Origin of the sequence: Synechococcus sp. 65AY6A5 (genome assembly GCF_002760415.1) — a bacterium.
Classification (GTDB): Bacteria; Cyanobacteriota; Cyanobacteriia; order Thermostichales; family Thermostichaceae; genus Thermostichus.
The window spans coordinates 1,934,690-1,946,489 of record NZ_AXUW01000001.1 but is presented as its reverse complement, the minus strand read 5'-3'; the positions used below and the strand labels follow the sequence as shown (position 1 = coordinate 1,946,489).

The window sequence follows — 11,800 nt, the reverse complement described above, 5'->3', positions numbered from 1 at the left end:
CCACAGGTAGAAGTCTGGGTGTTCTGTAATAATTGCCATCACTTCCTGCCGATGTTGTTCCAAAATGCCCACTCGCTTGGTGCCTGCTTTCTTAGGGGCTAAATCTTGAGTTTGTTGGTACTGTCGCACCCAGCGGTGTACTGTTCTTTTGGTAACCATGAAGCGTTTAGCTACCTGGCGGATGGAGGTGTTACCTGCCTGGTAGGCTGCTACAACTCTTTGCCGCAAATCCAAAGAATGAGTCGGCATTCCTTTCTCTCCTTCCTCTTGAATACCTGTACCCTATTTTAAATTAAAAGGCTGTACCTGCGCAATTTGCTGTTGCAGTACCGCACCAGCTTTATCTACAACCTCAAAGCTAGAGCTGTGATCAGAACTCGCTAGAGAATGTCGAGCTATCTTTTCGCTCTCAGCACAACGGTCTTCACAGCGCGAAAAACAGGCAGATGGCGATGGACATTGCCCTGCCGGAAAGTCTGGATTTATAGTTAAAAATTGTTGTCTGTAAGTCTTCTAAGAGAGAGGCCGGTCTCCCTCCGAGAGAAAAGAGTTGGAAGCGGGAGCCAAGCTAAGGCTACCGAATTGTAAAGCGGCCAACTCCTATCTTCTCGCCGTTGACATGAACCTCGACGCGGTAGCGCCCGGTGTAGGGTTGGCTGAAGCTGAGAAAGCCTCGCACCGTGTCGGCTAGGGGATCCCAGGGAAAATCAAACTTGCGGATCAGTTGCTCGCTCCCGGCTTCTCCGCCCTCGTAGTACCAGAGCATCTCCACCTGGGCGTTGGCAGGGAGGCTGCCCACCGGCAAGATGGCCCAGATCAAGGTGTCGGTGGTCTTAAACTCGGTTGTGGCCTCGCCAGGGCTGCCGTCTCCCCGACCTCGGTGCAGGCTGATCACCCTTGTCCCCGCCTCGTTTGGGGCTTTCTGGCTATAGGCGCGGGCATTGGCTTGCGCTTCCTGAGCGAGGCGATCCAGCTCGGCCAGCAAATCTTCCTGCCGCTTCAGGGCCTCGGTTGCTTCCTGTAGCCAGTGGGCGATCGGCTGCTCTGGAGCTGGGGAAGAAGGCTTTCGGGCGGCCCCGGTAAGGTTTTGGATGGGAAAGCCCCGAGCCGTCCCCACCTCGCTGCCCAGCAAGTTCAGCCAGCGGCTCCGCATTTCGGGTGTCATCTCTGGCTTGGCGGCGTAGGCAATGCGCACAGGGCCGTCTGGGCCTTGGGTGATGCGGCCAATTTCATGCTCTTGGATCCCGGCAACCTGCCCACGACAGCCGGCGCTACGGAACTCGTAGAGGACATCCTCTTCGCTTTCCCGGTGAAACTCCCACGTTGTTTGGGGGCAGTACTCTAGGAGATTATTCCGCATATTGTTTGCCAGGAAGCGGGGCAATTTTGGTACCTGAACGTTCATGACCGAGAGCATTTCTCTCCAAGAGGCCAAGCTCGCCTCGGGCCGTATGAGAACAGTCAATGTAGCTGTCTCAGTAACTTGGCGATCGGCAAAAGCCCACTCCCCCACATCTCCTTCAATGAGGACATTTCCTGAAGGGCTGAGGTGAGCCAAGGCAAAGAGCAGGCCGGCAAAAAGGTTCAACATGATGATCCTCCCTACCAAGATTTGTACTGGGAAATGAGAGGGGAAAGTTCTCAATCAGCTCGCCGGGCAGGCAACGAAAGGAGACTGGACAAGAAGGACAGCCCTTTGTTGTCGCTTTCTCAAGGCTCACCCCAGAGGAGCTCAATGATCCGGGTGGCTTTTGGCAAAATGGCAGTTACAGCCTGCTTGGGCAAAACCCGTATCGTCACACGAGCTGAAACCTTACTCAGGTAAGGTTTTTTCTGTGGGCTATATTCCTTTGAACCGCAAGCTCTAGAGGGCACCAGTAGCCTATCACAGGCTAGCTCAGTTTCGATCCCTGTTTTTCAGAAACGCCACATTCTTTCTGAGCAGTATACTCGTTTACCTTAAGCAGATATGATTTTGTTCGTTCAAAAACCTAAAACTCTCTCGGATGACAATTGAGAGTCATCGAGAACAAATCATTCACCGGAGTCGTCGGCGCCAGAAGGGAGGATCTTCCCGGTTATCAACCAGTTATCCCCCACAGTCTGCAGTTGCGGCTCCAACAGTTGCCAGCTTTGGTTCACATCCGGGATCCCTTCTCCTGCTACGGGGGTTGGCGCGTCGGCCCCGCCCAAGATCTTGGGAGCGATGAAGGCGGCCACCTTCTGGATGGCCCCATCTTTAAGGGCTGCCCAGGCCAAGGTGCCGCCGCATTCCCAGAGGGCACTCAGACAGCCTCGCTCAAAGAGAACCTGCGCCGCTTGAGCCGGGGTTACTTGATCCAGGTGCAGCAGCTCCACCCCTTGCTTGGCCAGGGATCCCCAGAGGGGATGGGCTTCAGTGGCCTCGGTAATCACCAAAGTTGGCGCCTCCTCCGCTCGCCACAGGTGGGCCAGCGGGGGCAGATTCAGAGAGCGGCTGAGAACCACTCGCAGGGGCTGGGATCCGTGAAAATCCGGCAGGCGGCAGGTAAGGTGGGGGTTATCGTGCCAGACGGTGCCGGAGCCCACGATGACTGCATCGTGCCAGGCCCGCTGGCGGTGAACCCACTCTCGCGCCAGCGGATTGCTGATCCAGCGGCTGTGGCCGGTGGCGGCGGCGCTCTTGCCGTCTAGGGTCATGGCGTATTTGAGCAGGCCAAAACACCGTTTCTGCACAATGGCGAAGGCAAAGCCTTCGTTGAGCTCCTGACATTCCTGCTCCAGCACCCCCACCGTCACCTCAACCCCTGCCTCCTGCAGGCGGCGGATCCCTTTGCCGGCCACCAGGGGATTGGGATCCTGCATTCCCACCACCACCCTCCGGATCCCGGCAGCCAGGATGGCCTCGGTACAGGGAGGGGTGCGCCCGTAGTGGTTGCAGGGCTCGAGGTTGACGTAGAGGGTAGCGCCCTTGGCCAGGGATCCCGCCTGTTGCAAAGCCAACACCTCGGCATGGGGCTGGCCGGCTCCCGGATGAACGCCTTCCCCCACCACCTGATCCCCCCGGACAATAACGCAGGCTACCCGCGGGTTAGGGGAGGGGCGCTGCGGTGTGGAGCGGGCCAAGGACAGGCACCGTTCCATCCATTGCCGATCCGAGTTCATAAGGGGCCGGGATCAAGCTACAGTTGCTCTGGATTCTAGCCTTGCCATCTGGGGAACAAAAGCCGACCCGTTCCCTTCAAGTGCGCGACGGATCTGGGCGCTGTTGGCGACTTCACCCGCTGGCCCGTCCAGGAGCTGGAGGGCGTTTTTGGTAAGCTGGTTACGGCCTTGGCAGAAGGGATCCCATGGACAGCCTTCAACTTTGGCAGCGCTACTGCGATTGGCTCTACTACCATCCCGAGCTGGAAATTTTTGTTGATATCAGCCGCATCCGTTTTACTTCCGCTCAGGTGGAAGCGCTGCGGCCTGCCTTTGCCCGCGCCTTTGCCGAGATGCAGGCCCTAGAAGCCGGGGCCATTGCCAATCCCGACGAAGGCCGCCAGGTGGGCCACTACTGGCTGCGGGCGCCGGAGCTGGCTCCTAGCGCCGAAATTCGGCAGGCAATTCAAGACTGCCTCGAACAGGTGGAGAGCTTTGCCAAGAAGATCCACTGCGGCACGATCCCAGCCAGTGGGGGAGGGCGTTTCACCGAGCTGCTCTGGATTGGCATTGGCGGCTCGGCTCTGGGGCCACAATTTGTGGCGGAGGCCCTGGCTCCGCTGCAGCCGCCCTTGAACATTCACTTCATCGACAACACGGATCCGGACGGGTTTGACCGGGTGCTGGGACGGCTGGCCGGCAAACTGGGACAAACCCTGGTGGTTGTCACCTCCAAATCCGGCAACACGCCCGAGCCGCGCAACGCCTTGGTGGAAGTGGAGCTGGCTTACCGGAAGGCAGGGATCCCCTTTTCTGCCCATGCAGTGGCCATCACCGGCCCCGGCAGCCAATTGGAGCAGCAGGCGCGGCAGGAGGGGTGGCTAGCCGTTTTTCCCATCTTCGACTGGGTGGGGGGGCGCACCTCGGAAACTTCCGCGGTGGGCCTGCTGCCGGCAGCGTTGCAGGGGATCGACATCCGGGCTTTGCTGGCCGGAGCTGCCACCATGGACAAAGCCACCCGCGTACCCCATCTGGAGCGCAATCCTGCCGCCCTCTTGGCCATGGCCTGGTACATCGTCGGCGAGGGGCGAGGGCGCAAGGATATGGTGGTTTTACCCTACAAAGACCGCCTGGCGCTGTTTAGCCGCTACCTGCAGCAGTTGGTGATGGAATCTCTAGGCAAGTCCCACGACCTGCAGGGCAACCGCGTGGAGCAGGGCCTAACCGTCTACGGCAACAAGGGCACCACCGATCAGCACGCCTACGTGCAGCAGTTGCGGGACGGCCTCAACAACTTCTTCGTCACCTTCATCGAGGTGCTCCAGGATCGCGAGCCGGGGATCCCTTCCCCCTTCGTAGAGCCCGAGGTAACCAGCGGCGACTATCTGGATGGCCTGCTGCAGGGCACCCGCCAAGCCCTCTACGAAAACGGGCGCGACTCCGTCACCATAACGCTGCCGCGGGTGGACGCCCGCTCCGTGGGGGCCCTGATTGCCCTCTACGAACGGGCAGTGGGCCTCTACGCCTCTTTAATCCAGGTCAACGCCTACCACCAGCCGGGGGTGGAAGCAGGCAAGAAAGCGGCCAGCGCCGTCCTGCAGCTCCAGCGCCAGGTGCTGGAGGTGATGCGAGAGCAAAAGGGATCCCTGACCTTGCCCCAGTTGGCGGAAAAACTGGGCTGCCCAGAGCGCATCGAGACCCTGTACTGGATTGTGCGGCATCTGCAAGCCAATGGCCGCAGTCTAGTGCTTGTGGGGGATCCTGGCCGACCCTTGGAGCTAAGCATCCAGCCGCGCCCGGCCTGAGAGTATAGAAGAGGCAACCTGAAGAGAGGTTTGACCAATCTGTACCTTACCTTAAACCCCTCCTGTGCAGCCGGCCTGTCTGCCTAGAATCGAGCAAGAGGCTACTCCAGGAGGAGACTATGGACCAACCTGCCGCCGTCCTGCCTTTACAAACCCCAAAAGATGTCTCCATCGAGGACATTGAGCAGGAGCTGAACAAGATCTGGTCCTCCAAGGGAGAGAGCGTTGCCGCCCGGGCTGCCACCTTTACCCTGGTGGTGTATGAGTCGCTAGACGATGCCCTGCTGCTGCCTTCCCCCACCGTCGAAGCCATTGCCACCCAGAACCCCTGCCGCGTCATCGACCTAAGGGCCAAACGGGAGGGAGCCACAGACGACGCCATCGAGGCCCAGGTGGCGGCCTATTGCCCGGTGACCCGCGAGCAGCGCAGCTCGCTGGTGTGTTGTGAGTACATCACCCTGAAAGCGCCGGAATCGGCTTTTGTGCGCGCTTGCAGCACTGTCGCCTCGCTGTTGATCCCCAACCTGCCCACGTTCCTGTGGTGGCAAGGGAACTTAGACTTGAATAGCTTGTTGTTTCAAAAGCTGGTAGCCCTGAGCAACCGCGTCATCGTCGACTCGCGGGGCTTTGTCAACTCAGAAGAAGACCTGCAGGAAATTCATCTCCTCATCAGCGAGGGGCACCACTGCGGGGATCTCAACTGGCGACGGCTGCTGCCCTGGCAGGAACTCACCGCCCAAGCCTTCGACCCCCCAGATCGGCGAGAGTCTCTGTCCTGGATAGATCAAGTAACCATTGACTACAGAGCTGGCAACCCCTGCCAGGCCCTCCTTTTCTTGGGCTGGCTGGCCAGCCGGCTGGGGTGGACGCCCACCGAGCGGGCCCAGACTTGGGAACACGACTACGAGATCGACCGCATCCGCTTCCAAACCCAAGCGGGAGGCGAGGTGAGGGCAGAATTGGCTGCCGTGCCCCTGGTCTCGGAGATGAGCCAGGCGGGAGATCTCATCGGCTTGCGCCTCACCTCCAGCAACCAGGAAGCCGACGCCTGCACCGTGCTCTGTTCAGAAACCACAGGGTGCATGCGCATGGAAGCCATGGGAGGTGCCCAGAGGTGCGTGGTTCGCCAGGTGGCTCCCCTGGAGCAGGAGTCCTTGGAAACGCTGCTAGCTGCCGAGTTGCAGCGGCCTGGCCCCGACTATCTTTACGAAGAGACCTTAGGGGTGGTGGCCCAGATCCTCAAATTAAAGAAAAGCGGAGCGCTGGGGTAGAATCTCGATTTCGTTGTTGGCAATCTTGGGGAGACGGATACTGTCTCGCGTTCAAATGCAGGGAAGCGAAGACCCCAACCCAGCGCTTGACAGACGAGAACCTAGGCTTCTCGGGATATCCCGACAAATCGGCCCAAGAAAGCTAGCCAGATCCGCCTATCCACTGTCGAAGCCAGCTCAGCGCAGCCCCAGGACGGAGGCCAGCACGCTGTGACCTACCAGGGCTTCCACCGCAATGCTCATGGCAAACCCCAGCATGGCCAATCGCCCGTTCCAGCGCTCGGCCTTTTCCGTCCACCCAATTTCCCACTCGGGCGGAGCCTCGCCCTCTTGCCCATACTGAGGCACGTATCGCGGACGAGCAGCACCCTCCCAGCCCGCAGGACGCTTGGAGTTGAAGAAAGCCATCGAACCGAGGGCAACAGCAGCCACCAGCCCGCTCACCATAACGGCAATGTAAGGAAAGAAAGGGTTGTCGAGGATCATCGGCCTGTTGGGTTCAGTGAAACAGTCAATAGCCTGGGTAGCGAGCCGATCGGGCAGCCCCCAGACAAAACGCCCGACCTGATGCTTGCGTAAAACTCAGATGTTCTCAACTATCGCAGTCCCAGCCACTGAGCGAGAGTGGTGGCAAAAACACTGTGACCCACCAGCGCCTCTGTGGCAACGCTGATCACCAAACCCACCATAGCCAGGCGGCCATTCCAACGCTCCGCCTGCTCCGTCCAGCCCGGGATCCAGTCGTTGGTGGTGTCGTAGTATTGGGCCACAGAAGCGGAGTCCAGGCGAGAAGGGATCCTAGGAGAGGATTGCATAGGTAATGCCTCATAACTGTACGTAAACAAACTTAACATAAAATTACAGTTCTTGACAACTTTTCCGACTGGCGAGGGGAGGTAGGGATCCCTGGCGAGAGGGAAGGAGTTTGCCGAGGGGTGCCCAGAGCGATGCCATACTGAGGGAGGTAGGCTTCTGCGCAGACTATGGCGGTATCCTCTCTTTCTTCCCCCAAGCTGGACCAGGCTTTTGACGCTGCTGCCGACTTAGCTGCCCAGGTGCGGTCGGATTTTCCAATTTTGCAGCGCCAAGTCAACGGCCAGCCGCTCATCTATTTTGACAATGCGGCCACTTCCCAGAAGCCGCTGGCGGTTTTGCAGGCAATGGATTTCTACTATCGGCACAGCAACGCCAACGTGCACCGGGGAGTGCATACCTTGGGCAACGAAGCCACGGAGGCCTACGAGGGGGCGCGGGAGAAGATTGCCCGCTTTATCAACGCGCCTTCCCCGCAAGAGATCATCTATACCCGCAACGCCAGCGAGGCCATTAACCTGGTGGCCTACAGTTGGGGCATGAGCACCCTAGAGCGGGGGGATGAGATTATTCTGTCGGTGATGGAGCACCACAGCAACTTGATCCCCTGGCAATTCGTGGCTCAAAAGACGGGGGCCTGCCTCAAGTTTATCCAGATCACGCCCGAGGGCGAGCTGGATTTGGAGCACTACCGCTCTTTGCTGGGCGACCGCACCCGCCTAGTGGCTGTAACTCACGTCTCCAACATGCTGGGATCCATCAACCCTGTCCGGGAGGTGGTTGAGTTAGCCCATCGCTGTGGGGCCAAGGTGTTGCTGGATGCCTGTCAGAGCGTGCCCCACATGCCGGTGGATGTGCAGGCCCTAGACTGCGATTGGCTGGCCTTTTCTGGGCACAAGATGGGCGGCCCCACGGGGATCGGGGTGCTCTACGGCAAGCGGGAGCTGCTGCGGGCCATGCCGCCCTTTTTGGGCGGGGGCGAGATGATTGCCGAGGTGTACTGGGATCACGCCACCTACGCCGATATCCCCCACAAGTTTGAGGCGGGCACGCCGGCCATTGCCCAAGCGGTGGGTCTGGGGGCAGCCGTCGATTACCTAAGCCAGATCGGTCTGGAGCGCGTGCATGCCCATGAGCAAAAGTTAACCGCTCGCCTCCTAGAAGGGCTTCAGCGCATTCCAGGCATTACAATCTATGGCCCCAAGGACCCGACGCGGCGGGCGGGGCTGGTCAGCTTTTCGGCGGAGGGCATCCACCCCCACGACCTGTCCACCCTGCTGGATGAGCAGGGGATCGCCATCCGGGCCGGCCACCACTGCACCCAGCCGCTGCATCGCCACTTGCAGGTGCAATCGACGGCGCGGGCCAGCGTTTACCTCTACAACACCCTGGCCGAGGTGGATCGCTTCCTGGAGGTGCTGGCGGAGGCGGTGGCGTTTTTCAGGGAGGCCTTGGGGTAGCCGAGGAAGATGCTCTACCGCCGCTTTGGGCGCACACAGCAGCTTATGTCGGCTTTCTCCCTGGGCAGCATGCGCCTAGTCCATGTGCCGCCGGAGCAGGCCCAGGCCACGGTGGCAGCGGCGCTAGAAGCAGGGATCAACCACATCGAAACGGCGCAGGCCTATGGCCAGGCCGAGGTGCTCTTGGGGGAGATCCTGCAGAAGCTGGCGGTGCCGCGGCAGCGCTTGATCCTGACCACCAAGCTCACGCCTGGCGAGAGGCTGCGGGAACGGCTGGAGGGATCCCTGCAGCGGCTACAGGTGGAGTATTTGGATCAGTTTGCCTTCCACGGCATCAACCTGCCCGAACACCTGGAGTGGGTGCTGCAGGAGGGCTTGCCGCTGCTGCGGCAGGCGCAGCAGGAGGGCTTGGTGCGCTACATCGGCTTTTCCACTCATGGATCCCTGGAGCTAATCCTGCAGGCCATCCAGAGGGGCCAGTTTGACTTTGTGAATTTGCACTACCACTTTTTCCAGCAGCGCAATGCCGCGGCCCTGGAGGCGGCAGCCCAGCAGGATATGGGGGTGTTCATCATCTCCCCTGCCGACAAAGGGGGGATGCTCTATCGCCCGCCCCAGCGTCTCCGGGAGAGCTGTGCGCCCTTTAGCCCCCTGGAGTTTGCCTATCGATTTTTGCTGGCGGATCCCCGCATCCACACCCTCAGCCTGGGCATTACCCATCCCGACGAGCTGCAGACGGCCCTGGCGGCCCTGCAGGATCCCGAGCGCTGGTGGACGGAGGGCCTGCAGGTACAGGAGCGGCTGCATCAAGCGGAGCAGGAACGCCTGGGCTCCAGCCGCTGTGCCCAGTGCTACGCCTGCCTGCCCTGTCCCGAAGGGATCCACATCCCAGAGGTGCTGCGGCTGCGCAACTTGGCTCTTGCCCACGAGATGACCGAGTTTGCCCAATATCGCTACAACATGTTCGGCCAGGCAGGGCACTGGTTCCCAGGGGTGCCTGCCGACCGCTGCAGCGAGTGCGGCGACTGCCTGCCCCGTTGTCCGCAGCACCTGCCGATCCCGGAGTTGTTGGCCGAAACCCACCGCCTTTTGCACCGCTCTCCCATCCGGCGGCTGTGGGAGTAAGGGCCCCTTCTCCCAGGGGGTGAGGGGGGTGAAAATCCTGGCCAGGAGAGCCAGCTAGGGGGAAGCCTCTTGCTGCTCCGGAGTTCAAGGCTCTAGCGCCGCTTGCTGCGCAGGGTTTTGGCACGGTTGTGTACCTGTCTAACAAACAGAGGCAGGAGCTGTTCCTGAATGTAGGCAAAGGCTGCCGGGAGGCCTTCTCTTTCGTAGATAAGGCCGATTTCTGCCTCCACCTGGGTGGGATCCCGCAGAGCCGACAAAAATTGGTTGGAGGTGAGCCAGGTGAAGAGTTCCGCGCGGCTAAGATCGCAGCCGGGAGGGGAAGGCACCTGCCAGTCGGGTGGCGGGCCGAGCAGCCACTGGCGGGCAAAGAGGCTCAGCACCGCATCTCCTAGCCACGCCTTGTCCCGTCGGGATCCCTCGTCCAACTGGGCCACCTGCTGTCTGACGGTCGAAGCAAACTGGGATCCGGGCACCATGGGCAGCACTTAGAAGGAGCAGCAAGGGTAGCAGAGCTTCCCTGCCTCATTCTACTAAGATGGGGTCTGGCCCACCCTCAGCGGGTAAAGGGGCGGAGTTGGCTGTTTTGAGGATCTCAGTGCATGTTGTTGGAGCTTACCCCAGAAGAGTGCGAGGCGGTGATCCCGCTGGTGCCGACGCGGCTCCAGTACGCAGCTTACTGGAGCGATGCCCTCAAGAGCGTAGGCCGGATCATTACAGCTATTTTGGTGGGCGTAGCGCTGCTGGTGCTGTCTCGCGCTTTTGGCGAGGGATCCTTCTTGGGGGCAGTCTCCTTTCTGGCGGGGTTTCTCTCGTTGCTCTACCCTTTCCTCTGGGGGCCCCTCTACACCATCTCCCGCCGGCAGCTAGCCTTTCGCGAGATCCCTTACGGAGGGCTCTTTTTTGGCCAGGTGTTGAGCACCCGCCGCTACGAGGTGGTGGTGGAAGAGCGGGAAAAGGTGGATGAAGAGGGGCAACTCTATATTGAAGAAGTGCGCGAGCGCCAGTTTGAGATGGAAATTGGCGATGAAACAGGAGTTCTCTACCGAGTGCGGGCCAGGGACGATCCCCGCTACCGGCGAATTGTTAAAAAGCAATCGGTGCTGGCGCTGGTGAAGGCCTATTCCCGCGATCTGCGGCGCCGACCGACCTTGAGCGAAGTCTACGTGGTCAAGCTAGGGGAGTGGGTGGGAGATGTTTCCTATCTGGATCGGGAGGCGTTTTTGGAGTTGGCCGACGAGCTGCTGGCGCTCGAGCTAGGACCGGAGGCGAAGGCATAGAAACCTTATGTCAGAGGCTGGAATCACCCGCGCAGCTTGGATCGTGGCGGCCTTGGTGGTGTCGGCAGCCCTGGGGCCGCGGTTGGCTCTGCCTTTGGCTGGGATGGTGGGCTTGGTGATTGTCGAGCAGGTGGCCTTTGGGGGGCGGCTCTCGGGGTTGCTGGGCGCGCTGCTGGATTGGGCTTCTCCAGCCTATCGGCGGCGGGTCATCTGCCACGAGGCAGGACACATTGTGGTGGCCCACCTGCTAGGGATCCCCTTGCGCGGCTACGTGCTGGGCCCCTGGCAGGCTTTCCGACACGGGATCCCCGGCTACGGGGGAGTGCAGCTGGATCAAGCCCCCATGCGCACCTGGGAAGCCCAGGGGGGCATCCCCTGGGCAGATCTAGAGCGCTACAGCCTGTTTTGGATGGCAGGGGCTGCCGCGGAGTCTCTCCAATATGGCCAAGTGGTGGGAGATGAGGAGGATAGACAACAGTTGGCCAAGCTGCTGGCAGGGATCTCAGCAGCCCAGCCCTTGACCTCTGCGGCTCAAATGAGGGCCTACATCAACCGCTTTCTGCGCCAGAGCCGGGCCTTGTTGCAAGCCCACCCCGAAGCCTATGCCGTTGCCGTCCGGCACCTAGAGCAGGGATCCCCCCTCCAAGACTGCCTAGCTGCCCTTGCGGCCAGCTTGGAGGAGCGGTGTCAACAACCTGATACATTTACGCTGAACACTGCTGAGCATTACTGCTCAGCGGTGAAGCGATAGCATTCTGTCCGTTTCCGTTGTCACTACGCGATGCTGACGCGACCGCGCTACTCGGACGGAGTCCAAACAGAAAGGCGGTATCCCGCAAAGCCCTGAGCATAACACCCAGAGCGCCTTGCCAATCTCGTGGTAGCCTATGGTTGCACTTTGGGCATCTAAACACCTTTGCGCCACC

General features: G+C 60.4%; 12 protein-coding genes and 1 pseudogene. 6 read left to right on the top strand and 7 right to left on the bottom strand.

Annotated features, from left to right (window positions below):
• The 3 genes from SYN65AY6A5_RS09295 to ribD form a co-directional block, all read right to left on the bottom strand.
• Nucleotides 1-249: helix-turn-helix domain-containing protein (locus SYN65AY6A5_RS09295; RefSeq protein WP_143597155.1), on the bottom strand; the 249-nt coding region annotated here is incomplete at its 3' end.
• A gap of 325 nt (nucleotides 250-574) precedes the next feature.
• Complete coding sequence (locus SYN65AY6A5_RS09290) at nucleotides 575-1,591, bottom strand: hypothetical protein (protein ID WP_240531023.1); 1,017 nt, start codon at nucleotides 1,589-1,591, stop codon at nucleotides 575-577.
• A 443-nt stretch (nucleotides 1,592-2,034) separates the two neighbouring features.
• The gene (ribD, locus tag SYN65AY6A5_RS09285) at nucleotides 2,035-3,144 is read right to left on the bottom strand and encodes a bifunctional diaminohydroxyphosphoribosylaminopyrimidine deaminase/5-amino-6-(5-phosphoribosylamino)uracil reductase RibD (protein WP_099812499.1); all 1,110 of its coding nucleotides are present in this window, start codon (nucleotides 3,142-3,144) and stop codon (nucleotides 2,035-2,037) included.
• 185 nt (nucleotides 3,145-3,329) lie between these two features.
• Here ribD and SYN65AY6A5_RS09280 point away from each other — a divergent pair, with 185 nt between their 5' ends.
• Together SYN65AY6A5_RS09280 and SYN65AY6A5_RS09275 are read left to right on the top strand one after the other, a co-directional pair.
• Nucleotides 3,330-4,928 carry a glucose-6-phosphate isomerase gene (locus SYN65AY6A5_RS09280; RefSeq protein WP_099812498.1) on the top strand — a complete coding sequence of 533 codons (1,599 nt, stop codon included), beginning with the start codon at nucleotides 3,330-3,332 and terminating at the stop codon, nucleotides 4,926-4,928.
• Between the two features lie 119 nt (nucleotides 4,929-5,047).
• Nucleotides 5,048-6,199 (top strand): glucose-6-phosphate dehydrogenase assembly protein OpcA, encoded by a 1,152-nt coding sequence (locus tag SYN65AY6A5_RS09275; protein ID WP_099884283.1) that lies wholly within the window; start codon nucleotides 5,048-5,050, stop codon nucleotides 6,197-6,199.
• A 177-nt stretch (nucleotides 6,200-6,376) separates the two neighbouring features.
• Here SYN65AY6A5_RS09275 and SYN65AY6A5_RS14165 read toward each other — a convergent pair whose 3' ends face one another.
• Together SYN65AY6A5_RS14165 and SYN65AY6A5_RS09265 are read right to left on the bottom strand one after the other, a co-directional pair.
• A complete protein-coding gene (locus SYN65AY6A5_RS14165; RefSeq protein WP_011429297.1) occupies nucleotides 6,377-6,685 on the bottom strand; it encodes a hypothetical protein in 309 nt (102 codons plus the stop codon).
• Nucleotides 6,686-6,795: 110 nt separating this feature from the next.
• Complete coding sequence (locus SYN65AY6A5_RS09265) at nucleotides 6,796-7,014, bottom strand: hypothetical protein (RefSeq protein WP_011429298.1); 219 nt, start codon at nucleotides 7,012-7,014, stop codon at nucleotides 6,796-6,798.
• A 168-nt stretch (nucleotides 7,015-7,182) separates the two neighbouring features.
• On the opposite strand from SYN65AY6A5_RS09265, the gene SYN65AY6A5_RS09260 reads away from it, so the two are divergent.
• Nucleotides 7,183-8,472, top strand: a complete 1,290-nt coding sequence (locus SYN65AY6A5_RS09260) for a cysteine desulfurase (protein WP_011429299.1) — start codon at nucleotides 7,183-7,185, stop codon at nucleotides 8,470-8,472.
• A gap of 9 nt (nucleotides 8,473-8,481) precedes the next feature.
• Entirely contained in the window at nucleotides 8,482-9,597 is a 1,116-nt protein-coding gene (locus SYN65AY6A5_RS09255; protein ID WP_099812494.1) for an aldo/keto reductase, read from the top strand.
• A 92-nt stretch (nucleotides 9,598-9,689) separates the two neighbouring features.
• Here the strand turns inward: SYN65AY6A5_RS09255 and SYN65AY6A5_RS09250 are convergent, their stop codons facing one another.
• A complete protein-coding gene (locus SYN65AY6A5_RS09250; RefSeq protein WP_011429301.1) occupies nucleotides 9,690-10,073 on the bottom strand; it encodes a hypothetical protein in 384 nt (127 codons plus the stop codon).
• A 123-nt stretch (nucleotides 10,074-10,196) separates the two neighbouring features.
• On the opposite strand from SYN65AY6A5_RS09250, the gene SYN65AY6A5_RS09245 reads away from it, so the two are divergent.
• Nucleotides 10,197-10,874, top strand: a complete 678-nt coding sequence (locus tag SYN65AY6A5_RS09245) for a hypothetical protein (protein ID WP_011429302.1) — start codon at nucleotides 10,197-10,199, stop codon at nucleotides 10,872-10,874.
• Between the two features lie 7 nt (nucleotides 10,875-10,881).
• Entirely contained in the window at nucleotides 10,882-11,625 is a 744-nt protein-coding gene (locus SYN65AY6A5_RS09240; protein WP_011429303.1) for a hypothetical protein, read from the top strand.
• On the opposite strand, the pseudogene SYN65AY6A5_RS14455 reads toward SYN65AY6A5_RS09240, so the two are convergent.
• A pseudogene (locus SYN65AY6A5_RS14455) lies at nucleotides 11,579-11,800 on the bottom strand (RNA-guided endonuclease TnpB family protein); the annotation flags it as partial. The gene SYN65AY6A5_RS09240 and the pseudogene SYN65AY6A5_RS14455 overlap by 47 nt on opposite strands.

Coding starts and splice junctions, on each gene's coding strand:
- SYN65AY6A5_RS09275 (WP_099884283.1), top strand. CDS start 5,048: ATGGACCAACCTGCCGCCGTCCTGCCTTTACAAACCCCAAAAGATGTC.
- SYN65AY6A5_RS09245 (WP_011429302.1), top strand. CDS start 10,197: ATGTTGTTGGAGCTTACCCCAGAAGAGTGCGAGGCGGTGATCCCGCTG.
- SYN65AY6A5_RS09260 (WP_011429299.1), top strand. CDS start 7,183: ATGGCGGTATCCTCTCTTTCTTCCCCCAAGCTGGACCAGGCTTTTGAC.
- SYN65AY6A5_RS14165 (WP_011429297.1), bottom strand. CDS start 6,685: ATGATCCTCGACAACCCTTTCTTTCCTTACATTGCCGTTATGGTGAGC.
- SYN65AY6A5_RS09280 (WP_099812498.1), top strand. CDS start 3,330: ATGGACAGCCTTCAACTTTGGCAGCGCTACTGCGATTGGCTCTACTAC.
- SYN65AY6A5_RS09265 (WP_011429298.1), bottom strand. CDS start 7,014: ATGCAATCCTCTCCTAGGATCCCTTCTCGCCTGGACTCCGCTTCTGTG.
- SYN65AY6A5_RS09255 (WP_099812494.1), top strand. CDS start 8,482: ATGCTCTACCGCCGCTTTGGGCGCACACAGCAGCTTATGTCGGCTTTC.
- SYN65AY6A5_RS09240 (WP_011429303.1), top strand. CDS start 10,882: ATGTCAGAGGCTGGAATCACCCGCGCAGCTTGGATCGTGGCGGCCTTG.
- SYN65AY6A5_RS09250 (WP_011429301.1), bottom strand. CDS start 10,073: ATGGTGCCCGGATCCCAGTTTGCTTCGACCGTCAGACAGCAGGTGGCC.
- SYN65AY6A5_RS09290 (WP_240531023.1), bottom strand. CDS start 1,591: ATGTTGAACCTTTTTGCCGGCCTGCTCTTTGCCTTGGCTCACCTCAGC.
- ribD (WP_099812499.1), bottom strand. CDS start 3,144: ATGAACTCGGATCGGCAATGGATGGAACGGTGCCTGTCCTTGGCCCGC.